This is a genomic window from Chitinophaga sp. 180180018-3 (assembly GCF_037893185.1).
Classification (GTDB): domain Bacteria; phylum Bacteroidota; class Bacteroidia; order Chitinophagales; family Chitinophagaceae; genus Chitinophaga.
In genome coordinates, this window is record NZ_CP140772.1 from 6,379,528 (window position 1) to 6,402,323 (window position 22,796).

General features: G+C 45.4%; 18 protein-coding genes. 7 read left to right on the forward strand and 11 right to left on the reverse strand.

From position 1 onward, the window contains the following. Window positions 1-38 precede the first annotated feature (38 nt). Window positions 39-806, reverse strand: coding sequence for an enoyl-CoA hydratase-related protein (locus UNH61_RS24975; RefSeq protein ID WP_326994740.1), 768 nt, complete (start codon window positions 804-806; stop codon window positions 39-41). Between the two features lie 143 nt (window positions 807-949). Next, entirely contained in the window at window positions 950-2,617 is a 1,668-nt protein-coding gene (pafA, locus tag UNH61_RS24980) for an alkaline phosphatase PafA (protein ID WP_326994741.1), read from the reverse strand. A 174-nt stretch (window positions 2,618-2,791) separates the two neighbouring features. On the opposite strand from pafA, the gene UNH61_RS24985 reads away from it, so the two are divergent. Next, window positions 2,792-4,033 (forward strand): pyridoxal phosphate-dependent aminotransferase family protein, encoded by a 1,242-nt coding sequence (locus UNH61_RS24985; protein ID WP_326994742.1) that lies wholly within the window; start codon window positions 2,792-2,794, stop codon window positions 4,031-4,033. 631 nt (window positions 4,034-4,664) lie between these two features. Here UNH61_RS24985 and purL read toward each other — a convergent pair. Then, window positions 4,665-6,896: a phosphoribosylformylglycinamidine synthase subunit PurL gene (gene purL, locus UNH61_RS24990; RefSeq protein ID WP_326994743.1), complete on the reverse strand. Its 2,232-nt coding sequence runs from the start codon at window positions 6,894-6,896 to the stop codon at window positions 4,665-4,667. A 289-nt stretch (window positions 6,897-7,185) separates the two neighbouring features. On the opposite strand from purL, the gene UNH61_RS24995 reads away from it, so the two are divergent. Next, on the forward strand, window positions 7,186-9,375 hold the full coding sequence (locus tag UNH61_RS24995) for a glutamine synthetase III (RefSeq protein WP_326994744.1): 2,190 nt from the start codon (window positions 7,186-7,188) through the stop codon (window positions 9,373-9,375). Between the two features lie 161 nt (window positions 9,376-9,536). Here UNH61_RS24995 and accC read toward each other — a convergent pair whose 3' ends face one another. From accC to efp, 3 genes are all read right to left on the reverse strand, one after another. Further along, window positions 9,537-10,874, reverse strand: a complete 1,338-nt coding sequence (gene accC / locus UNH61_RS25000; RefSeq protein WP_326994745.1) for an acetyl-CoA carboxylase biotin carboxylase subunit — start codon at window positions 10,872-10,874, stop codon at window positions 9,537-9,539. A gap of 110 nt (window positions 10,875-10,984) precedes the next feature. Beyond that, a complete protein-coding gene (accB, locus tag UNH61_RS25005) occupies window positions 10,985-11,473 on the reverse strand; it encodes an acetyl-CoA carboxylase biotin carboxyl carrier protein (protein ID WP_326994746.1) in 489 nt (162 codons plus the stop codon). 131 nt (window positions 11,474-11,604) lie between these two features. Then, window positions 11,605-12,171 (reverse strand): elongation factor P, encoded by a 567-nt coding sequence (gene efp / locus UNH61_RS25010; protein WP_326994747.1) that lies wholly within the window; start codon window positions 12,169-12,171, stop codon window positions 11,605-11,607. Window positions 12,172-12,360: 189 nt separating this feature from the next. On the opposite strand from efp, the gene UNH61_RS25015 reads away from it, so the two are divergent. The 3 genes from UNH61_RS25015 to UNH61_RS25025 all read left to right on the forward strand — a co-directional run bounded on the left by UNH61_RS25015 (window position 12,361) and on the right by UNH61_RS25025 (window position 14,578). Then, the gene (locus UNH61_RS25015; protein WP_326994748.1) at window positions 12,361-12,864 is read left to right on the forward strand and encodes a thioredoxin domain-containing protein; all 504 of its coding nucleotides are present in this window, start codon (window positions 12,361-12,363) and stop codon (window positions 12,862-12,864) included. An 88-nt stretch (window positions 12,865-12,952) separates the two neighbouring features. Next, a complete protein-coding gene (gene mdh, locus UNH61_RS25020) occupies window positions 12,953-13,894 on the forward strand; it encodes a malate dehydrogenase (RefSeq protein ID WP_326994749.1) in 942 nt (313 codons plus the stop codon). 222 nt (window positions 13,895-14,116) lie between these two features. Further along, a complete protein-coding gene (locus UNH61_RS25025; protein WP_326994750.1) occupies window positions 14,117-14,578 on the forward strand; it encodes a MarR family transcriptional regulator in 462 nt (153 codons plus the stop codon). Here UNH61_RS25025 and UNH61_RS25030 read toward each other — a convergent pair. From UNH61_RS25030 to UNH61_RS25040, 3 genes are read right to left on the reverse strand one after another with little or no spacing between them, the layout of a single operon-like run. Further along, window positions 14,575-15,834 (reverse strand): MFS transporter, encoded by a 1,260-nt coding sequence (locus tag UNH61_RS25030; protein ID WP_326994751.1) that lies wholly within the window; start codon window positions 15,832-15,834, stop codon window positions 14,575-14,577. The genes UNH61_RS25025 and UNH61_RS25030 overlap by 4 nt on opposite strands. 55 nt (window positions 15,835-15,889) lie before the next feature. After that, window positions 15,890-16,573 carry a DedA family protein gene (locus tag UNH61_RS25035; protein WP_326994752.1) on the reverse strand — a complete coding sequence of 228 codons (684 nt, stop codon included), beginning with the start codon at window positions 16,571-16,573 and terminating at the stop codon, window positions 15,890-15,892. Between the two features lie 60 nt (window positions 16,574-16,633). Beyond that, window positions 16,634-17,923: a dicarboxylate/amino acid:cation symporter gene (locus tag UNH61_RS25040; protein ID WP_326994753.1), complete on the reverse strand. Its 1,290-nt coding sequence runs from the start codon at window positions 17,921-17,923 to the stop codon at window positions 16,634-16,636. A 201-nt stretch (window positions 17,924-18,124) separates the two neighbouring features. Between UNH61_RS25040 and UNH61_RS25045 the strand changes: the two genes are divergently transcribed. Continuing rightward, complete coding sequence (locus UNH61_RS25045) at window positions 18,125-19,621, forward strand: amino acid permease (RefSeq protein WP_326994754.1); 1,497 nt, start codon at window positions 18,125-18,127, stop codon at window positions 19,619-19,621. A gap of 160 nt (window positions 19,622-19,781) precedes the next feature. Beyond that, a complete protein-coding gene (locus UNH61_RS25050) occupies window positions 19,782-20,492 on the forward strand; it encodes a YebC/PmpR family DNA-binding transcriptional regulator (protein ID WP_326994755.1) in 711 nt (236 codons plus the stop codon). An 84-nt stretch (window positions 20,493-20,576) separates the two neighbouring features. Here the strand turns inward: UNH61_RS25050 and UNH61_RS25055 are convergent, their stop codons facing one another. Beyond that, on the reverse strand, window positions 20,577-21,299 hold the full coding sequence (locus tag UNH61_RS25055; protein WP_326994756.1) for a response regulator transcription factor: 723 nt from the start codon (window positions 21,297-21,299) through the stop codon (window positions 20,577-20,579). A gap of 368 nt (window positions 21,300-21,667) precedes the next feature. Next, window positions 21,668-22,627 (reverse strand): D-2-hydroxyacid dehydrogenase, encoded by a 960-nt coding sequence (locus tag UNH61_RS25060; RefSeq protein WP_326994757.1) that lies wholly within the window; start codon window positions 22,625-22,627, stop codon window positions 21,668-21,670. Window positions 22,628-22,796: the final 169 nt, after the last annotated feature.

Below are 22,796 nucleotides of genomic sequence, written 5' to 3' on the forward strand. Positions count from 1 at the left end.
GTGTATTTGCTTATTGACAGCGGCATAAATAAAAACCCCTACCAGTTAAACTTTTCTTTATTTAAAAAAGCGGCAATACCTCGCTTGCAATCTTCATGGCCACGGGTAGTTGCGTTTAGTACAGCCGCATGGGATAATGCTTCTTCCATAGGTAAGTCCAACACTGTGCCAATCAATTTCTTGGTTACTTTGAGAGAATTAGCAGACGCTTCATTACAAAGTTGCGCTGCCACTACATCTATATGCCGCTGCATATCTGAAGCCGGAATAACGGCGGTTATCAGACCATCTGCAGCAGCTTTTTCAGCGGTTACGGGCCTTCCGGTCAACAATAATTCCCTCGATCTGCCCTCCCCTATTTTCCTTACCAGGAAAACAGCCACCAGGGCCGGAATAAAGCCAATCCTTACCTCTGTATAGCCCAGCAACACCTCGGGCACTGCATAACTCAGATCACAAACTGTTACCAGCCCGCATCCACCGGCTATAGCATGACCTTCCACCTGCGCAATCACTATTTTATCAAGCTCGTAAATCTCCCGGAACAATTGCATCAGTTCCTTCGAATCGTCCAGGTTCTCTTCATAGGTGTTCTTTTGCAGCTGTTGCAGGTACTCCAGATCCGCTCCTGCACAGAACGCCTCCCCATTCCCTTTCAACACAATTACTTTTACCTGTTCGTCTGCAGACGCAGCCCGGAACGCCTCCCGCAGCGCCGCTACCATTTTCCCATTCAAAGCATTACGCTTTTCGGGGCGGTTCAGGGCTATTGTTGCCACCCGATCCGCTACAGAATACTGCACCATAAGAAAGATATTACGCATTACGAATTAAGAATCAGGAATTACCAGGCCTTGTTAGCGCTTTACAGCCACTAAATAAATGAGCTGGAGGTAATCACTGATGCTTAATTCGTAATTTCTTTCTTGGCAATCTAAGCAAAAAAAATTTAATGGGTAATCTCCTGTATCACCTGGCCGATATTCCCGCTTGGCATCTGGATATGTAACAGAGCTGCCAGTGTAGGAGTGATATCAGTCATGCCCACCGTACGGTTGGTTTTACCCGGGTGAATCCCCCAGCCCATCCACACCAGTGGGATATGCGCATCATAGGGATACCATAAACCGTGTGTAGTACCGGTTTTACCGCCGTCGATATATCCGGGTGTCAGTATCAGCTGGATATCTCCGCTTCTTTTAGTGTTAAAACCGTTCGACAACATCGTACGCATAGGCTCAGGGAGCGTGGTTTCCATGAGATGATCCAGCGGAAATGCCTTTGCAATGGCAGGTGATTTCAGCAGCTGCGCGATGATAGCCTGGCGGATATCCTTTTCACTCTTCCCCGCGGCAGCAATGGCGTCATGATTCAGCCACAACTGGTAGTTATCAGCAGCTTTCACGGCCTCTTTCACCCCGAAATGGCCTGCAATTAAATCGTTCAGCTCCTTTAATGCCGCCTTATCATCCCAGGTACCTCCGGGCAGCTTATTTTCCTGCATAAAGCCCGGCACATGTGCCACACCGTGATCGGCAGTGATAAAGAACAGGTACTGCCCCTTGCCCACACGGGCGTCCAGGTATTTAAAAAGCGTGGCCAGATCCTGATCCAGCCGCAGGTAGGTATCCTCTATTTCGATGGAATTAGGCCCAAACTGATGCCCTACGTAATCTGTAGAAGAAAGACTGATCGCCAGCAAATCGGTTACGCTGCCTTTTCCGAGGTTGTAGGCTTCTATGGCCTTTTTAGCGAATTCCAGTGTCATAGTATTTCCGAATGGCGAAGCAGATATTGCGCTGTTGGCCATACTTCCCAGGTCGTGTGGAAAAGAAGTGTTGGCGGCATTTTTATACCTCCCTTCATATGGCTTTTCATCAGCTGTACTGAGGGTATAGGAAGATATTGGATAGAGCGGGTTCCAGGGCTTGCTGAGATACTGCTGAGGATACTTCTCATTGTTAAATTCCTGTACCCAGTGTGGCAATTCATTCATATAAAAAGTACTGGTCACCCAATTGCCGGTGCTGCCATCGTACCAGTAAGCAGCGTCGGCGCTATGGCCCGCGGGGAGAATAGCTCCACGGTCTTTGATAGCCACGCCCACCACTTTACTCTGGAAATTATTGGAAAGCTTTAGCTCATCACCAATTGTTGTTACCAGCATGTTGCGCGGACTCATCTTACCGGCGGCAGAAGTGCTGCCAACAGTATTTACCGTGGTATCTTCCGCACAATATACCGTACGGCCCAGCTCAGGACTGTACCAGGTATTGCCGATGACGCCATGTATGGCCGGAACAGACCCTGTATATACACAGGTATGACCACAGGCTGTAATAGTAGGGGTATAGTTGATCAATGTATTTTCACAGGAAAAACCTTCCTGCAGCAGTCTTTTAAAACCACCTGCGGCATAACGATTGCTATATCGGTAAAGATAATCCCATCTCATCTGATCTACCACCACTCCTACGATCAGTTTGGGTTTGGTGGCGGCAGCACCTGGTTTGGCTGCTGCATGATGATTAAAAGGCTTGGGAGAGGTCGCTTTCTGCGCGATGCCGGCTGTGGAGGAGAAAAGAAAGGCAGCCGCCAGGAAATGTGCAATTTTCATTTGGATTAAAAAATTTAAAAGTCTCTGTAACACAATAACATAAGTTACCATGTATATACAAAATTGTAACGGCGTTATTCGCGCCAATTCTAAACCAAGATTACAAAAACTAATATTTTAATACCTTTGTGTCCATTTTAAATGGAATGAATTAACCATTACATAATATATCGTATGGATATTTTCGAGAAACTGCTGAAACATCTGGGCCCTATCGGGGAGCATTCAGACAGAGCCCATGGCTATTTTGCATTCCCAAAACTGGAAGGTGAAATAGGCCCCCGCATGAAATTCCGGGGTAATGAGAAGATAATCTGGAGCCTGAACAACTATCTGGGGCTTGCCAACCATCCGGAGGTACGTGCCACAGATGCCCAGGCTGCTGCAGACTTCGGGATGGCGTCTCCAATGGGAGCGCGTATGATGAGCGGTAACACGAACTACCACGAGCAGCTGGAGAAGGAGCTGTCTGATTACATGGGTAAAGAAGCTACCACCTTACTGAATTATGGCTATCAGGGCGTTATGAGCGCTATCGATGCGATCGTGGGCCGTAGAGACGTAATAGTGTACGATGCAGAATGCCACGCCAGTATCCTGGATGGTTTACGTCTGCATCCTGGTAAACGTTATGTATTCAAACATAACGACATGGAAGATTTCGATAAGCAGATGAAACGTGCTACTGAACTGGCTAAGGCCCAGGGCGGTGGTATCCTGGTGGTGACAGAAGGCGTATTTGGTATGGCCGGCGACCAGGGTAAACTGAAAGAAATAGCTGCATTCAAAGATAAATATGAGTTCCGCTTGCTGGTAGATGATGCGCATGGTTTCGGAACAATGGGTAAAACCGGCGCCGGTACCGGCGAAGAACAGGGCGTTCAGGATAAAATTGACCTGCTGTTCAACACATTTGCAAAATCCGGTGCCTCTATCGGTGCTTTCATCTGTGGCGAGAAACCTATCATCAACTATCTGCGCTACAATATGCGTTCCCAGATCTTTGCGAAATCCATTCCACTGCCAATCGTTATCGGCCACCTGAAAAGGGTGCAGCTGATGCGCCAGCACCCGGAAATGAAAGCAAAACTGTGGGAAAATGTGAACAAACTGCAGAATGGTTTGAAAGAACGCGGATTTAATATCGGCAGAACCAATTCTCCGGTAACTCCTATCTACCTGCAGGGCGACATTCCCGAGGCTACTGCCATGTGCCTGGATCTGCGCGAGAACTACAATATCTTCTGTTCTATCGTGGTTTACCCGGTAATTCCAAAGGGACAGATTATCTACCGCCTCATCCCTACTGCTTCTCACACCGATGAGGATATTGAACTGACACTGAAAGCATTCAGCGAAACCAAAGCCAAACTGGACGAAAAAGTATACCAGGTGGCTGAAATTCCAATGGTATAGCCGATTGCCCGTTTCTATAAATAATCAAGCCTTCCTGCTTCAGGAAGGCTTTTTTTATTAAATAAAGGGAAAAAAAGGCCAGAGGGGTCATAGCCCGGAAGAAGGAATAGCCGGGAAAACAAAAGGGCTGATCTTACTCAGCCCTTACTACAAATCGTTCTTTCACTAGGTGTAATTTTTCTTAAGATTTCATCAGGACATGGTAGCAAAAATGGTTTTCATAGAAGTCTGGAATAACCGGATTATTCCAAAAATATCTTATATAAATTTTTCTATATAGAATTATTTTTTCTAATACTTTTTTAATCCGTTGATGTCTCAAAAGTAGACCAGTTTTAACAAGATAAAATAACATCTAAGTTGTATTTTGTTAACGGCTTGTTAAAAGCCACCACTGCTACAATAAGTCACTACTGTGGTAAAAATGCAGTTTTTTGCCGTTTACCTCAAAATATCCCGCACCAGTCCACACAATAATTTTTCTAATCCACAAAAAAATCAAGATAAATTCAGGCTGCTACCTGTCAATAGCACTTTCGTTGTTCCGGAAAATAAAAGAGGCCTGCAACGTTGCAGGCCTCTCAATATATTCAGTAACCACGACTGGCAGCTAAAAGCTAACAGCCAAAGGCTACAGACTATTCTTCATATGCTCCTCGATGGCTGTATCGTAGGTTTTCTTCCAGGTATCTACAGCTCCCCAGTCTTCGCCATTTACCTTGATATGTGAACCGGTTATCACACCCAGTTTTTCATGACGAACAGAAGTTTCTGAAGCATCCACCAGGCTGTGCATAAGCGCTTCAAATTTCTCTTTATCAGCAGGTTTAATGGTTATTACCACGCGGCTCTGGCTTTCACCGAACAGATAAGCATCTTTACGGAATTTGCTGTTGAGGGTCAGCTCAAAACCTAAGTTCTGTGGCATGGCGCTTTCCAGCAAAGTAATGAACAGACCACCATCGCTGATGTCGTGGGCCGACTGTATCAGCCCGGCTTTATTCAGTTTGGAGATTGCCTGATGCAGGTGCAGCTCTTCATCGAGATTCAAATGCGGAGCAGGGCTGTATTCGATACCGATGATTTTGTGCAGGTATTCAGAGCTGCTGATATCATTACGGCTACGGCCAATCAGGTATACCAGGTCGCCTTCTTCTTTGAAGTCGAGCGTAATGCGCTGATCCATGCTATCGAGTACTCCCACCATACCAATAGTCGGAGTCGGGTATACCGGACCATCAGGTGATTGGTTATAGAAGCTTACGTTTCCACCGGTAACAGGTGTATTGAATTTACGGCAGGCTTCACCCATCCCCTGTACGGCGTGTACAAATTGGTAATATACTTCCGGATCGTACGGATTACCAAAGTTCAGGCAGTTGGTAATTGCTACAGGTTCGCCACCGGAGCAAACAATATTACGGGCTGCTTCTGCCACCGCTATTTGTCCACCTTTGTGCGGATCAGCAAATACATAACGTCCGTTACAGTCAGTAGTTACCGCCAGGGCTTTTTTGGTGGGCTTTACCAGTACTATCGACGCATCGCTGGGGGCATTGGTGCTGGCATTAGCAGTACCTACCATACTGTCGTACTGGTTATAGATCCAACGTTTGGAAGCGATGCCTGGCAACGCCACCATTCTTTCTGCCACAAAGCGGGGATGATCTGTATCGGGGATATTCTGGATATCAAAAGCTTTCACTTTTGCAAAGTAAGCGGGCTCGGTATAAGCGCGGTGATACTGTGGTGCACCGCCGCCAAGCACCAGGCTTTCAGCAGGTACATCTGCTTCCAGCTCTCCGTTCATATAAAATTTCAGGCTCTTATCTTTGGTTACTTCACCAATCTGAGCACAGTGCAAATCCCATTTTTCGAAGATATCCAGGATAGGTTTTTCCTGTCCTTTCTTCACAACAATCAGCATGCGCTCCTGGCTTTCGCTCAGCAGCATTTCCCATGCTTTCATATCTTTCTGGCGGGTAGGTACTTTGTCTAACCAGATATTCATACCATGCTCGCCTTTAGCGCTCATTTCGGCGGTGGAACAGGTGATACCGGCTGCGCCCATATCCTGCATACCAATAATCGCGTTGGTTTTAATGATTTCGAGGCAGGCTTCCAGCAATTTCTTTTCCTGGAAGGGGTCTCCTACCTGTACTGCCGGTAAGTCTTCCACACTGTCTTCCGTGATATTGGCAGAAGCAAAAGAAGCACCGCCTATCCCATCTTTACCGGTAGCAGAACCAACAATAAATACAGGGTTTCCTTCACCGTAAGAAGTAGCGGAAACTGTTTGTCCAACTTTCACGATACCCACGCTCATAGCATTTACCAGCGGATTAGTACCATAACAGTCTTCGAAATAAACTTCACCACCCACTGTAGGCACGCCGAAGCAGTTACCATAGTGGCCTATACCATGCACAATACCTTTTACCAGATGTTGGGTCTTCTGATCATTAATATTACCGAAGCGCAGGGAGTTCAAAGCAGCGATCGGACGGGCACCCATCGTAAAGATATCGCGGTGGATACCTCCAACACCAGTGGCAGCACCCTGGAATGGTTCAATGGCTGACGGGTGATTATGCGACTCTATTTTAAATACAACCGCGTAGCCATCACCGATATCTACGAGACCGGCATTTTCTTCTCCTGCTTTTACCAGGAGTCTGTCACCTTCGCGGGGCAAGGATTTCAGCCAGACGATTGAGTTTTTGTAAGAGCAGTGCTCACTCCACATTACTGAATACATACTCAGTTCTGTAAAGTTGGGGACACGGCCTAAAATAGATTTTATTCGTTCAAACTCGTCAGCTGTAAGTCCTAGCTGTTCAGCAATTTCTACGGTGGTTTGCATGTATTTAAGTATAAAAAACGAGTAATTTAAAAGAAGTCGCAAAACTAAATGATTTTCCTGCAAATGCCAAGAGGTAAACGGTTAGCACATGAGGAAGCTTTTTATAGTCATTTATTCATATTAGTAATTTTTAAATTTATCAGATTTCTATGACACAGACCATAAATATTTAATCAAAAAACAAAAAAACAGCTCTTTTAAACCCACAAATGTAATTTTTCAGTTAAAATGAACAAATTATTTGCATTTATAACGACAGTTGCGTTTTTTTGTGTAAAATATATACAGCATGCAATCGTTACGTTTCAATGCGCTGGAAGGATTAGCTGGCGTAGACTCTACTCTCGCCGAACATAACGGTAAAATTACCGATGTATTTGGCAGCAATGTTTTCTCTGGTAAAGTTGTCAGAGAATATCTGAGCGACGAGGCTTATAAAAGCCTGATGAACTCCATTAAAAACGGCACCAAGCTGGAACGTAAGATGTCCGAGCAAATTGCTTCCGGTATGAAAGCATGGGCCATGAAGAAAGGTGTAACCCACTACACACACTGGTTTCAGCCGTTAACCGGTACTACCGCTGAGAAGCACGATTCATTCTTCACCCTGAAAAGCGATGGTTCTGCCCTGGAAACTTTTGATGGCGACGCCCTGGTACAACAGGAGCCGGATGCTTCCAGTTTCCCTAACGGTGGATTGAGAGCTACTTTCGAAGCCCGTGGTTATACTGCATGGGATCCTTCTTCTCCTGCATTTATCCTGGAACAGGCTACGGGTAAAACGCTCTGTATCCCTACCATCTTTGTTGCCTACACCGGCGAATCTCTGGATTACAAAGCACCGCTGCTGAAAGCACTTGCTGCATTGGACAAAGCGGCAGTTGATGTTTGTAACTATTTTGATAAAAACGTTACCAAAGTAACTGCTACACTCGGTTGGGAGCAGGAATACTTCCTGGTAGACGAAGCAATGGCTAATGCCCGTCCTGACCTGATCATGACTGGTCGTACCGTGGTAGGACATGCGCCTTCCAAAGGACAACAGCTGGAAGACCACTACTTCGGTGCTATTCCTGACCGCGTTTACGCTTACATGCGCGACTTTGAAGTAGAATCTTACAAACTGGGTATTCCTTTAAGAACCCGTCACAATGAGGTTGCTCCTTCTCAGTTCGAGTGTGCACCTATATTTGAAGAAGTGAACATCGCAGTAGACCACAACTCTCTGCTGATGGATGTAATGAATAAAGTGGCTAAACGTCACAAGCTGAAAGTGTTACTGCACGAGAAACCTTTTGCAGGCATCAATGGTTCAGGTAAACACAATAACTGGAGCATGGCTACAGATACTGGTGTGAACCTGCTGGCTCCGGGCAAAACCCCGAAAACCAACCTGATGTTCCTCACTTTCTTCGTGAACACAATCAAAGCTGTACACGATTACGCTGACCTGCTGAGAGCTTCTATTGCTTCTCCAAGCAACGATTTCCGCCTGGGTGCCAACGAAGCTCCTCCGGCTATCATCTCCGTGTTCACCGGTAAATACCTGTTTGAAGTATTGCAGGAACTGAAAAACCGTGTTAACAACAAATTCGATGAGCAGGACGAAGCTATCCTGAAATTGGATCTGCACCGTCACATTCCTGAGTTGCTGCTGGATAACACCGACCGTAACCGTACTTCTCCGTTCGCTTTCACCGGCAACAAGTTCGAGTTCCGCGCCGTAGGTTCTTCCGCCAATTGCGCCTCTGCAATGACTGCGCTGAACACCATCATGGCTAAAACCCTGGTTGATTTCAAAGCAGAAGTTGACGGCCTGATCGAAAAAGGTGAGAAAAAAGAGATTGCTATTATGCAAACTCTTCGTAAATATATTGTAGATTCGGAAAAAGTATTGTTCGAAGGAGACGGTTACAGTGATGATTGGGAAAAAGAAGCTACCAAGAGAGGTTTACCGAATATCAAAACCACTCCTAAAGCACTGGATGCTTTCGTTACCGAAAAATCCACCAAGCTCTTTACTGAAACTGGTATCTACAACGCGAAAGAACTGCATGCACGTCATGAAATCCTCCTGGAAGACTACGTGAAGAAAGTGCAGATCGAAGCCCGCGTTATCGGCGACCTCGCTACCAACACTATTCTGCCATCGGCTATCAGCTATCTTAACGAACTGATTGAAAATATCCGCGGCCTGAAAGAAATCGGTATGGGTGAAGACGCCGCTAAAGCTCAGAAACAGATTGCTGCTAAAATAGCTGAACATATCAACGTAATCAGTGAAAATGTACAGGCTATGATTGAAGCCCGCAAGGTAGCTAACAAGCTGACAGACAGCCGTCAGAAAGCTATTGACTACTGTGAAAAGATTAAGCCGTACTTTGATGTTATCCGCTACCACTCCGATAAACTGGAGTTCCTGGTGGACGACAAAAAATGGGCGCTGCCTAAATACAGAGAGCTGCTTTTCTTGCGATAAAACCGTAAGATTGTTTTGGTGTATGATTAGCCCCGGATTTTCATCCGGGGCTTTTTAGTGGTTAGCCTTCAGCTATTGATATTTAGTAAAAAGCGAATGACCGAAGTGATATAACATCGCTTCGGTCATTCGCTTTTTTACTAAACGCTGGTAGCTAACAGCTAAACAAGTTTAAATGTTTCGGTGAACTTCGTTGTGAAGTTGCCTTTGCGGAAGTTCTCATCACGCATCAGTTGCTGATGGAACGGAATAGTGGTTTTAACACCTTCTATCACAAACTCGCTCAGGGCGCGTTCCATAGTGTTGATGGCTTCTTCACGGGTTTGTGCCATAGTAATGATCTTAGCCACCATAGAATCATAGAACGGCGGAATCACATAACCGGCATAGATATGCGAATCCACTCTTACTCCATGTCCGCCTGGAATATGCAGGGTGGTGATCTTACCGGGCGACGGACGGAAATCGTTGTACGGATCCTCCGCGTTGATACGGCATTCGATCGCATGCATCTGCGGTGTATAGTTCTTACCGGAAATAGGAATACCTGCAGCAATTTTGATCTGCTCTTTTACCAGATCAAAATTGATCACTTCCTCCGTTACGCCGTGCTCCACCTGGATACGGGTATTCATTTCCATGAAGTAGAAATTACGATGTTTGTCGACCAGGAACTCAATAGTACCAACGCTTTCATAGTTGATAGCACTGGCTGCTTTAATAGCAGCTTCTCCCATCTTCTCACGCAATTCGGGCGTCATGAAAGGTGATGGAGATTCCTCCACCAGCTTCTGGTGACGACGTTGGATAGAGCAGTCCCTTTCGCTGAGGTGACATACTTTTCCGTACTGATCGCCAGCTACCTGAATTTCAATGTGACGGGGCTCTTCCACGAATTTCTCCATGTAGATACCATCGTTATTGAAAGCAGCGCGCGCCTCATTCTTAGCCATGTTATAGGCATTCTCTATCTCGCTTTCTTCCCATACCACACGCATACCTTTACCACCACCACCGGCAGTAGCCTTGATGATTACAGGTAAGCCCATTTTTTTGGCAAGTGACTTCGCTTCATCCACACTTTGCAACAGACCATCGGAACCTGGAATTACAGGCACTCCCGCAGCTATCATTGTTTCCTTAGCTGTCATCTTATCTCCCATTCTGCGGATCATCTCCGGAGTAGGGCCGATGAACTTGATGCCATGTTCGCCGCAGATCTCGGCAAAACGGGCGTTTTCCGCCAGAAAGCCGTATCCCGGATGTATCGCGTCCGCATTGGTGATCTCAGCTGCGGCCATCAGGTGAGGGATGTTCAGATAAGACTCGGTGCTCTGAGGCTTGCCTATGCAAACTGCTTCATCGGCAAACTTTACGTGCAAGCTGTCTTTATCCGCTGTAGAATAAACTGCCACCGTTTTGATACCCATCTCCTTACAGGTACGGATAATCCTAAGGGCAATTTCACCACGGTTAGCAATCAGTATTTTTTTGAACATTGTTTCGCTTGAATAGATAAAAAATGAAAGCTTTTAGCCTTTAGCTGTTAGCCATTAGCAGCACAACAATAGTTCACTAAAGGCTAACAGCTAAAGGCTAAAGGCTATTCTTACGGTTCAACTAAGAATAAAGGCTGATCGTATTCTACAGGAGATGCATCATCTACCAGTACTTTAACGATTTTACCGCTTACTTCGCTTTCTATTTCGTTGAATAATTTCATTGCCTCGATGATGCACACCACTTTGCCGGAGGTTATCTCGTCGCCTACGTTGATGAAAGGTGCTTTATCCGGACCGGCGCTGCGGTAGAAGGTACCAATCATAGGAGATTTGATGGTTACCAGGTTGTCTGCTTTGGGAGCAGCAGGAGCAGGAGCGGCAGCTGGTGCAGCCGCAGGTGTGGCCGGAGCTGCTGCTGGCGCTACAGCGGGTGCTACCGGTGCGGTTGCCATGGTTGCAGGAACAGCGATTACCTGTTGTACTTCGTTCTCTTTCTGTTTTATCGTAATCTTAAACTTGTCCTGTTCAATGCTCAGTTCACTGATATTTGACTTGTTGATCATTTTTACCAGTTCCTGAATCTGTTTAAAGTCCATGTAGACAGTTTTTGGTTTAGAAATATTGTATCAGACGGGATTCCCCTTTACGCATTCAGGAACTTAGTTTCCAAAGAGATCCCCCTCCGAAACAAAGTCCCTGTCCCCGAAAATCAGAATTCCTGAATAATTTATGCTTTTACTCTCTCGATATACTCGCCAGTCTTGGTATTAATACGGATGAGCTCACCCTCTTCAACAAACAGCGGCACCATTACAGTTGCACCGGTTTCAACAGTAGCTGGCTTCAGCGTACGCGTAGCCGTATCACCCTTTACACCAGGCTCTGAATAAGTTACCAGTGCAACAATTTTGTCGGGCAGTTCTACCATCATGTACTGCTCCGTTTCTGTATTGATCTGTACGCTTACTTCCTGACCGTCTTTCAGGAACTGAGGAGCGTCGATAGAAGATTCCGGCATAGCAATCTGCTCAAACGTTTCATTGTCCATGAAATTGTAGCCGGTGTCATCTTTATATAAAAACTGGAAAGGCTTCTTTTCAATACGGATCGGGAAAATAGTGTCTCCTGAGTTCCAGGTATGCTCTATAGAACGGCTATTGTCAACGCCCTTCAATTTTGCCCAAACCTTGGCGGCTGCACGGGCGGTTTTATTCTGACCAAACTCTACAACAGAATACAAGCTGTTATCCAACTTGATGATTAATCCTGTTCTGATATCTGCGGTGGTAGCCATAAATAGGTTACTAATTTTAAGTTAAAAATTTATACGGATTGCAAAAGTAAAAATTTTAGAATATGAACAAGCAACTAATTCCCAAAATTAGACAGATTAGTCCCTTTTTGGCCCAATTTTCGTCTTTTTAATGCAAAAAATGACATTTATCCGGTAAATTTAAAGCCAAATCAAGAAACTTTTTTTAGTATGCGCTACGTGTTATTCGTTATTTTAAGTTGCCTGCCTGCTTTTTTGATGGCACAAACTACACCTGCTCAGGCCAATAAACCCGCCTACCTTCAGTATCCTATTGTTCCTGCATTTCCTCTTCAACTCGTTGATGGTCATACTATTACCAAAAACGATCTGAAAAAGAATGAAAAAACAATGGTTTTTGTGTTTAGTGTCGATTGTGATCATTGTAAACATCTCACGGAAGAGGTGCTGAAGAACATAGATAAATTCAGGAAAACACAGATCCTGATGGTTACACCGTTCAAGGTCGACCAGATGAAAGAATATTATGATCATTACAAGATCCAGAACTATCCCAATATTGTGATGGCCAGCGAACCCACCCGCCAGATCATGTATTTTTATGACCTGCATTATTTCCCTGGTCTCTATATCTATGACCGGAAACAACAGTTTGTAAAAGGATTTGAAGGTACCGCCAAGCTGGATTCCCTGTTACATTATCTCAATAAATAATCTTGCATACCCGGCCCTTTATTATTAAGCCGAATCGTTACATTTGTTTAATCACATCATTTCTTCACTTTAAAAGCTATAAGACAAAATGAAAGTTACAGTAGTAGGAGCCGGCAACGTAGGTGCTACCTGCGCCAATGTACTGGCCCACAGAGATTTTCTGCAGGAAGTGGTTTTGTTGGATATCAAGGAAGGAACGGCTGAAGGTAAGGCGCTGGATACGTGGCAGCAGGCCCCCATTGATTATTACAGTACCAAAACTACAGGGGTCACCAACGATTATGCAAAAACAGCCAACAGCGATGTGGTAGTGATCACCTCGGGGCTTCCCCGTAAACCCGGTATGAGCAGGGATGACCTTATTTCTACCAATGCGAATATTGTAAAATCAGTAACTGAAAATATCATTAAATATTCCCCGGATGCTATCATTATTGTGGTAAGTAATCCACTGGATGTGATGACCTATTGCAGCTACCTGACCGCGAAGAAAAACAGCAACAAAGTATTTGGTATGGCCGGTATCCTCGATACTGCCCGCTACCGCGCTTTCCTGGCCGACGAAATCGGTTGTTCTCCGAAAGATATTCAGGCTATCCTGATGGGTGGTCATGGCGATACCATGGTTCCCCTCCCCCGTTACACTACTGTTGGTGGTATTCCTGTAACTGAGCTGGTAGCTGCCGATAAACTGGAAGCTATCATCCAGCGTACTAAAGTAGGTGGCGGAGAGATCGTTAACCTCCTCGGAACTTCTGCCTGGTACGCTCCCGGTGCTGCTGCCGCGCAAATGGTGGAAGCTATCGTAAAAAATGAAAAACGCATTTTCCCTGTATGCGCATGGCTTACCGGCCAATATGGATTGAGCAATATTTACCTGGGCGTTCCGGTAGTATTGGGCAAAAACGGTATCGAAAAAATTATTGAGCTGAAGCTGAATGCAGAAGAAAAAGCCCTGCTGGATACTTCTGCCCAACACGTGAGGGAAGTAATGGATGTTTTAGACAAAATGCAATCTGCTACCGCCTAACCCGACTTTACTTTTTATTTTTTAAATAGAAAGATATAAAGCACGAGGGGAGAAAGGAACGTACGGTGTATGTTTCTTTCTCCCTTTGTTATTAAAATCTTATTATAAATAAAATCAGAACAAGTAAATATCGTAATTTTATCCCGATCCTGATACTGGCTAAATCAGTATAAATGAAACAGTTCTAACACGCTTCCAATTATTTGGTTTAACTCTCTACGTATGTCTAATCTCGAAAAACTGATTACGCAAAAATCTTTCGAAAGCGAAAATCAACGAGGATTGGTGAGCCTTATATTCATCGGCAACTGGATCACCTCCCGTCATCAACAGTTCTTCAAGCAATATGGTATTACCATGCAGCAGTTCAATATACTGCGGATATTGCGTGGTCAACACCCTCATGCTGCAAGTATCAATCTGCTTAAAGAACGCATGCTCGACAAAATGAGTGACGTGTCGCGTCTTGTAGAAAGATTAAGAAAGGCCGAATTTGTAGAGCGCAAAAACAGTGAACTCGATCGCCGTGCAGTGGATGTGCACATCAACGAAAAGGGGCTCCAACTGCTCAAAACCATTGATGGAGAGCTTTCGCAGCTGGATAACACCCTTCAGTCGCTTAATGAGAAAGAAATAGTACAATTAAACAGGTTGCTGGATAAAATGCTGGAAAGCTATCACTAAATTTTCTCCAGGTAGTTCAGATCCTTGCCAAATGTTTCTTCTATGTTCCATGCAGTGATCAACGCAATGCCAATACATATCACTGCCACTATAGCCCCACTCTGCAGAAAAGTAAAATAGCTCTGGACCTTTACAAACAGAATGGATATCAACGGAAGCATTCCTCTCGCAAAATTTGGTACCGTAGTAGCTACGGTAGCGCGCAGGTTAGTGCCGAAACTTTCTGCCGCTATGGTGACGAAAATAGCCCAGAAGCCAACGCTGAAGCCCAGTATGAAACATACAGTATAAAACACCCAGGTTTCTACTCCATGCAGATTCAGGTAGATCCCCACCATGATGCTGGTGAGTACAAGGAACAACAACATTACCTTGCGGCGGCTCTTCCATACCTGGCTGAGAAATCCGCTGGCGAAATCACCCAGCACCAATCCGGCATAACAGAAGGCAATTGAATCACCCGGACTGATAGCACCATTTACATTCATCATGGTCGCGAATTTATTGGAAAAAGCCACCAGTATCCCCACCACAAACCAGGTAGGAGTGCCCAGCAACATGCACTTCAGGTATTTGAGAAACCTGTCGCGGTTAGTAAACAACGCCAGGAAGGAACCTCTCGATGCTTCTGAGGTTCTTACTGCATTGAACATATGCGATTCCATTACGCTTACCCTGAGTATGAGCAAAGCCAGCCCCAGTCCGCCTCCTATGAAATAACATATACGCCAGTCGCCCACCAGCTTTGCAATGAGGTTGGCCGCTACAGCGCCCGAAACCCCTATGGTAGCTACTATCATAGTGCCATATCCTCTTTTTTCTTTAGGCAGGATCTCGGACACGAGGGTAATACCAGCACCCAGTTCTCCCGCCAGACCAAAGCCTGCAACAAAACGCCAGAGCAGGTAGCCACTGATACCATGTACAAAACCATTAGCTATGTTAGCAATCGAATAAATGAGGATGGAGCCAAACAATACACGCAGCCTTCCTTTCTTATCTCCGATGATCCCCCAGAAAATCCCGCCCACTAACAGACCCAGCATCTGGATATTGATCAGGAGCATACCTGCGCCGGCATCAATTTCCGATTGCGGCACTCCCAGCGACTTCAGACTGGGTACCCTTACAATAGTAAATAATAACAGATCATAGATATCCACAAAATAGCCCAGGGAAGCAACTATTACAGCGATATTAAAAATGGAGGCAGCCTGCTGGCTTCCGGTTTTCATTTCAGTTTGGTTGACAATCATATAACGGGAATTAATAAAAAAAGGGCCCTGAAGGCCCTTTTAAAGATATAAAAAATTATAACTGAGTATCGGTTTTTTCGACGGTTTCGGAGTGGGAAGACGGATGGCTTTTTACCTTCCCGAATACCACCTTGATGATAACCGGTGCAGTGGTGATAAGGATGATGACCAGGATGATCAGCTCCAGATGCGATTTAAGATCCGGGAAGAGCTTATCCAGGTAATGACCTGCCAGCATCATTGAAAATACCCAGGCGAAAGAGCCTATAATGTTAAAGAACATGAACTTCTTTCCTTCCATACCCACTATACCGGCCACGATAGGAGCAAAGGTGCGGATGATAGGCAGGAAACGGGCAAAGAAAATTGCACCACCGCCATACTTCACAAAAAATTCGTGTGCCTGATGCAGGTGTTTCTTCCGGAAAAAGAAGGTGTCTTTCTTCTTAAATAACAAGGGACCGGATTTTCTGCCAAACCAGAATCCTACCATATTCCCCAATACGCCCGCAGTGGCAATAAGGAACATGATCACTGCAAACGGAAGATTAAAGAAGCTTTGGCAAAGGTCGTGGCTATAGATACCGGCCACAAAAAGCAGGGAATCCCCTGGCAGGAAAAAGCCAATAAAAAGGCCTGTTTCTGCGAAAATAATTGCCAGTAACAGGTAAAGGCCACCGTGTTCAATAATCCACGAAGGATTAATGAGGTGTTTAAAAAACTCAATGATCTGGTCCATGCTGAATGAATATAGCTATTTCTGAATCGGTAAAATACGCATTAATCTGTTACGCATTTGTTAAGTTAAGCTTTGGGGGACCTCTTCCGGTGCGAGTTTCTTCTCCCATTTAGAAACAACAGCGGCTGCCATTGCGTTTCCTATCACGTTGGTAGCGGAGCGGCCCATGTCCAGCAGGTGATCTACCCCAAGCAATAATAAAAGCCCTGCTTCCGGAATGTGGAACATAGACAAGGTACCTGCAATCACCACCAGTGATGCGCGGGGAACCCCGGCAATTCCTTTACTGGTGATCATCAGCACCAGTAACATGGTAATCTGCTGATCAATCCCCAGGTGCATACCATAGGCCTGTGCGATGAACAAGCTGGCAAAAGTCATATACATCATAGAACCATCGAGGTTAAATGAATAACCCAACGGCAGCACAAAGCTTACAATACGGCTGTCGCAGCCAAATTTTTCCAGTTCTTCCATGGTACGTGGATACGCCGCCTCACTGGTAGCAGTACCGAAAGCCAGCAGCAACGGGTCTTTGATCCTACCAAGCAACCTGAACACCGGCTTCCCCAGGATCAGGTAACCCGCCAGGGTAATCAGCAACCACAGGCAGATCAGGGCGATATAAAACTGAATGATGAACTTGCCATAAGTAACCAGTACTATGGGGCCTTTTACAGCAATCACTCCTGCAATGGCGCCAAATACAGCAAAAGGAGCAAAGTTCATCACGAACCCCGTTACCTTCAGCATAATGTGCGCTACACTGTCGAGCAGTTTCACCACGGGCATAGCTTTTTCGCCAATGGAAGCTGCTGCAATCCCAAAAAAGATAGCGAATACCACTATCTGCAGGATTTCATTATGTGCCATAGCATTTACCACACTATCGGGCACCATGTGCTCGAAAAAGCCCTTCAGCGTCATACTTGCCTTGGCAATGCCCGTAGCGGCATGTTCGTCCGGTAACGGTAATTGCAGGGCAATACCCGGTTTCATCACATTTACGAGTATCAAACCGAGGAACAATGATACAAAGGTTGCACTGATAAACCACAGCATCGTTTTTCCACCTATGCGGCCCACTGCTTTGATGTCTCCCAGTTTGGCCACACCTACCACCAGGGTAGAAAATACCAGCGGAGCGATGATCATCTTGATCATCCGTAGGAAGATATCTGTCAGAATGGATACATTATCGGCAAAGGTCTGAGGAGTGCTACTGGCAGCAGCGGCAGCAGTGCCTTCAGCAGGACTGCCATAGCAGAGGAATACGGCATAACCGGTACCAATTCCCACCAACATGCCAAGAAAGATGTATAAAGTAAGCAGATTCGACGATTTCTTCATGCCGCGCAATAGTTTATCTCGTAATAGTTTAGAAGTTATAACCCGAAAAATTTCCCAAAAATAAGGTTATGCGGCTAAACATGCGCAGGAACGGGCAAAATAAAACGTCCGGTTTTGATTTTAGATATTATATTTGGCGATCAACTTGAAAACAACAACAAACTAAACTACCTTAAAACATCAACCACAATACGACTGCGTATGAGCAAACTTTTTGCTAAAAAACAACTATCTGTATTAATGGCTGAAGCGGGAGATTCCGAAAAGGGTCTGAAAAGAACCCTTGGAGCCGGTTCACTGATTGCCCTGGGTATTGGCGCTATCATCGGCGCCGGCCTCTTTGTAAGAACCGCAGCTGCAGCCAGCCAACACGCTGGTCCTGCAGTAATTGTTTCCTTCATCATTGCCGCCATAGGTTGTGCCCTCGCAGGTTTATGCTATGCCGAATTTGCCTCTATGATACCGATTGCCGGAAGTGCATATACCTACTCCTACGCCACTCTGGGAGAATTCGTAGCCTGGATCATTGGATGGGATCTGGTACTGGAATATGCATTGGCTGGTGCAACTGTGGCCATAGGATGGTCGCAATACCTGAATAAACTGCTTACTTCTGTATTCAATGTCACGATACCTTATGAATGGTCGCATAGCCCTTTTGAGGTATCAGATGCAGGCGTGCATGGTATCATGAACCTTCCGGCTGTAGGCATCCTGCTACTGCTCACCCTGCTGCTGATCAGGGGTATCCAGGGTTCCGCTATTGTGAACAACATCATCGTAATTACCAAAGTGGGTATCGTGCTGCTGTTCATTTTTCTGGGCTGGCAGTTCATCAATCCTGCCAACCACACTCCGTTCACCATCTCTGCTGATGCTGGTTCTATTAAAATGCACAATGGTCAGATAGTGGATTATTCTAATTTCTGGAACCACGGATGGCCAGGTGTGTTAAGAGGCGCCGGAGTGGTATTCTTCGCCTTTATCGGATTCGATGCCGTATCCACCGCTGCACAGGAAACGAAGAACCCAAAGCGTAATATGCCTATCGGGATCCTGCTGTCGCTCGCTATATGCACCGTACTCTATATACTGTTCTCTTATGTGCTGACTGGTATTGCACCTTTTCAGGATTTCCTGAAAGCTGGTGGTGAGGCTTCCATTGCATATGCGATCGATACTTACATGCACGGTTACAGCTGGCTGTCGACCTTTATCACTGTGGCTATCCTCGCAGGTTTCTCTTCTGTGATCCTGGTCATGCTGCTCGGACAAACCAGGGTATTCTACTCCATGTCCAATGACGGGCTGGTACCACCTGTATTTGCAAAGCTGCACCCCACTTACCGTACGCCTCACCGCTCACAGGCAATGTTCTTTGTATTTGTATCGCTGTTCGCAGCATTCGTACCAGACAATGTGGTAGGCGATATGACCAGCATTGGTACCCTGTTTGCGTTTGTACTGGTTTGTATAGGCGTGGTAGTAATGCGCAAAACCAGTCCTGATGCCCCCCGCGCCTTCAAAACGCCATGGGTGCCGGTTGTACCGATTGTAGGAGCCATTTTCTGCACCGTAATGATCATCAGCCTGGGTATAGAAAACTGGACCCGTTTGTTTGTATGGCTGGGAATTGGTCTGCTGATCTACTTCGGTTACAGTGTAAAACATAGTAAAGTTCGCAAGATGACCGAATAACGGCCATTTCGCGACTTCAGTCTGGCGGAGAACAAAACAGGAAAATAGTCCTTGTTTTGTTCTCCGCTTTAGTTAAATCCGCTGACAGGCTACTCCTGAATCTGAAATTTCTTATTTTTGCGTTCTGTTTTTACAAGTCAATACTAATTATACCACTCCAATGGGAAGAATATTTGAAGTAAGAAAATCAACCATGTTTGCCCGCTGGGACAAAATGGCGAAAGCATTTTCAAGAATAGGAAAGGAAATTGCCATTGCTGTTAAAGCCGGTGGACCTGATCCTGACAACAACCCCGCTCTACGCCGCTGTATACTGAACGCCAAGAGTGTGAACATGCCGAAAGACCGTGTAGACGCGGCTATCAAACGTGCTGTAGGAAAAGACAAAACTGATTATGAAGAAGTTGTATATGAAGGTTATGCTCCGCATGGCGTAGCGGTAATGATTGATACAGCTACTGACAATACCACCCGCACTGTTGCCAACCTGCGTATGCACTTCACCAAAGGTGGAGGCAGCCTGGGTAACAGCGGTTCTGTAGGCTTTATATTTAACCGTGTTGGTGAATTTAAAGCAAAGAATGCCGGCCAGGATCTGGAAGAACTGGAACTGGAACTGATTGATTTTGGTCTGGAAGAAATTGGTGAAGATAGTGAGGGCAATATTATTATCCGTGCTGCTTTCAATGAATTCGGCAATATGGCCAAAGCGCTGGAAGAAAAAGGCCTGGAAGTGATCAGCTCCGAGCTGAAACGCATCCCTTCCACCACGGTAGAGCTGAACGATGAGCAGGCGAAGGAAGTGTTGGAACTGGTAGACCGCCTGGAACAGGATGACGACGTACAGCAGGTTTTCCACAATCTGAAATAATGAATGATCCCCATAAAAAGAAACGTCCGCTGATACAGCGGACGTTTTTTCCATTGGATACGGTTAACTACTAAACCAATACAGCTAAATTTTAAAAATACTGTGAGATCTTCCCAGATCATCTGTAATGAACATCAGCCCTTTACCATGATAGGTTTCCAGTTTAACGGAAGGATCCTGTGCAATATGCTTCCGAAGGCGGGTCAGGTAAACGTCCATTACACGGGAAGCAAAGAAGTCTTCCTGCCCCCAGATACAAGACAGGATATCATCTTTCTTCAGTTTTTTGTTTGAATTTTCGCAGAGAAAGCGAAGTAATTCCGCTTCTTTTGGGGCCATACGAACATGGGAGTCGGCATCTTTATGCCTTATATGATATTGTGAATAATCAAAAATCAGGTTGCTGATCGTGTATACAATACGGCGTTCGCTTTTAAGCAGCCGGCTGCGTTTTAGATATACTTCCACCCTGCAAAGCAGTTCCTGAATGCTGAAAGGCTTTATGATATAGTCATCAGCTCCGCATTCAAACCCCTTCAGCTTGTCCTGCTCCATATACCGGGAGGTTGTAAACAGAATGGGTATATTAACATCCATTGACCTGATGTCCTCTGCTAACGCGAATCCATCCTTTTTAGGCATGACTACATCCAGCAGACAAAGATCAAAAACGTGTTTCTGGAATTTCTCCCAGCCCTCTTCCCCGTTCTCACAAAGGTGAACCATGTATCCAGCCCTTTCAAGCTGCCGTTTTACCACTTTAGCGAAAAAAATATCGTCCTCTACCAGAAGAATGCTTGATTGCATATGTGTTGGTTTTTAGCAACAAAATCAGATTTCAGTTGAAGTGTACCTTTTTTAAAAGCGTTCCGGGTACGTTTATCCAAATTTAAATAACATAACCATACTATAGCCATTCATCCTCATTCAGTTCCAGAGAGGCATTCATTTCAGCCATTCTATGTTGTGGTATACCCCTTAGATGGTTAATTTCTGTTTGGGTCCTTCGATATTAAAAACAGGAGATTTATTCGGGCGGGGGATAAGAAAGGGAGATTTCTTTTAAAAATTAATAATGAGGAATGAATAGTGAAGAATTAATGGGGAGATAGTAGCGAAAGGGATCTTTTCGTTTACCATCTCCCCATTAATTCTTCACTATTCATTCCTCATTATTAGTTAACCCTGTTCCTCGGCTTCCCTTCCAGGAATGCCGCTAAGTTTTCTACAGCTGCTTTCATCAGCCTTTTCCTGGCAGCTTGTGTAGCCCAGGCAATATGGGGTGTAATAATAGTATTGGGAGCATTGATCAACGGATTATCGGGGGCCGGAGGCTCTGTGGATAATACATCCAGCGCCGCTCCGGCAATCACTCCTTTTTGCAGGGCTGCTGCCAGATCGGCTTCTTTTATGAGTGGCCCGCGACTGGTATTGATCAGGAAAGCCGTTTTTTTCATGGTAGCGAGCAACGCACTATTTACGAATTCCCGGTTTTCGGCATTCAACGGGCAATGAAGCGATACTACGTCTGCTTCCCGGAAACAGGTGGCCAGGTCTACGAACGCCACACCTTCCATACGATCCCGCTCGGGATGTTTATGGCTGGCGATAACGTTCATACCAAAAGCCTGGGCAATACGCGCTACTGACCGTCCTATTTGTCCGAATCCTACTATGCCCATAGTACCTCCATCGAGTTCTGTTAATGTAGTTTTCCAGTAGCTAAAATCAGCTGAGGCGTTCCACTCTCCTGCTCTCACGCTCTCCGCATGTAAGCCGGTGTGATGGCAGAGTTCCAGGATCAGCGCAAAAGTCAGCTGAGCAACAGCGGCCGTACTGTAGGCAGGTACATTGGTAACCGGAATTTGTTTTTTCGCTGCTGCAGCAATATCCACCACATTATACCCTGTGGCAGTTACGCCAATATACTCCAGGTGTTGTAACTGTTCGATAGCTGCTGCATTCACCACAGCTTTGTTTGTGAGTATAATATGAGCATCTTTTGCACGTGCTGCTACATCCGCTTCCGGTGTACGTTCGTAAACAGTAACATTACCCAATGCCTGTAATGCGCTCCAGTCGAGGTCTCCGGGGTTGAGTGTATAACCGTCAAGTACTACGATATTTTTCTTCATAATTACTTACCTGTTTCAGTATTTTCAGATAATATGGAACCCGTCATTATTTTATCTCACAAAATATAAAATAAATCCACTTCCGGGTAGCTCTTCTATCTCATTATACTCACATGAAATAATCATTAACTCCGATACCTCGCCGTTGTTGATCAAAAAAAAGACTACA

Excerpts from the sequence above, each read along its gene's own strand:
- UNH61_RS25030 (WP_326994751.1), bottom strand. The coding sequence starts at position 15,834 with ATGATTGTCAACCAAACTGAAATGAAAACCGGAAGCCAGCAGGCTGCC.
- UNH61_RS25040 (WP_326994753.1), bottom strand. The coding sequence starts at position 17,923 with ATGAAGAAATCGTCGAATCTGCTTACTTTATACATCTTTCTTGGCATG.
- UNH61_RS25025 (WP_326994750.1), top strand. The coding sequence starts at position 14,117 with ATGTCTAATCTCGAAAAACTGATTACGCAAAAATCTTTCGAAAGCGAA.
- UNH61_RS24975 (WP_326994740.1), bottom strand. The coding sequence starts at position 806 with ATGGTGCAGTATTCTGTAGCGGATCGGGTGGCAACAATAGCCCTGAAC.
- efp (WP_326994747.1), bottom strand. The coding sequence starts at position 12,171 with ATGGCTACCACCGCAGATATCAGAACAGGATTAATCATCAAGTTGGAT.
- accC (WP_326994745.1), bottom strand. The coding sequence starts at position 10,874 with ATGTTCAAAAAAATACTGATTGCTAACCGTGGTGAAATTGCCCTTAGG.
- accB (WP_326994746.1), bottom strand. The coding sequence starts at position 11,473 with ATGGACTTTAAACAGATTCAGGAACTGGTAAAAATGATCAACAAGTCA.
- UNH61_RS25035 (WP_326994752.1), bottom strand. The coding sequence starts at position 16,573 with ATGGACCAGATCATTGAGTTTTTTAAACACCTCATTAATCCTTCGTGG.
- UNH61_RS24995 (WP_326994744.1), top strand. The coding sequence starts at position 7,186 with ATGCAATCGTTACGTTTCAATGCGCTGGAAGGATTAGCTGGCGTAGAC.
- UNH61_RS24985 (WP_326994742.1), top strand. The coding sequence starts at position 2,792 with ATGGATATTTTCGAGAAACTGCTGAAACATCTGGGCCCTATCGGGGAG.
- UNH61_RS25050 (WP_326994755.1), top strand. The coding sequence starts at position 19,782 with ATGGGAAGAATATTTGAAGTAAGAAAATCAACCATGTTTGCCCGCTGG.
- UNH61_RS25060 (WP_326994757.1), bottom strand. The coding sequence starts at position 22,627 with ATGAAGAAAAATATCGTAGTACTTGACGGTTATACACTCAACCCCGGA.
- mdh (WP_326994749.1), top strand. The coding sequence starts at position 12,953 with ATGAAAGTTACAGTAGTAGGAGCCGGCAACGTAGGTGCTACCTGCGCC.
- UNH61_RS25045 (WP_326994754.1), top strand. The coding sequence starts at position 18,125 with ATGAGCAAACTTTTTGCTAAAAAACAACTATCTGTATTAATGGCTGAA.
- pafA (WP_326994741.1), bottom strand. The coding sequence starts at position 2,617 with ATGAAAATTGCACATTTCCTGGCGGCTGCCTTTCTTTTCTCCTCCACA.
- UNH61_RS25015 (WP_326994748.1), top strand. The coding sequence starts at position 12,361 with ATGCGCTACGTGTTATTCGTTATTTTAAGTTGCCTGCCTGCTTTTTTG.
- purL (WP_326994743.1), bottom strand. The coding sequence starts at position 6,896 with ATGCAAACCACCGTAGAAATTGCTGAACAGCTAGGACTTACAGCTGAC.
- UNH61_RS25055 (WP_326994756.1), bottom strand. The coding sequence starts at position 21,299 with ATGCAATCAAGCATTCTTCTGGTAGAGGACGATATTTTTTTCGCTAAA.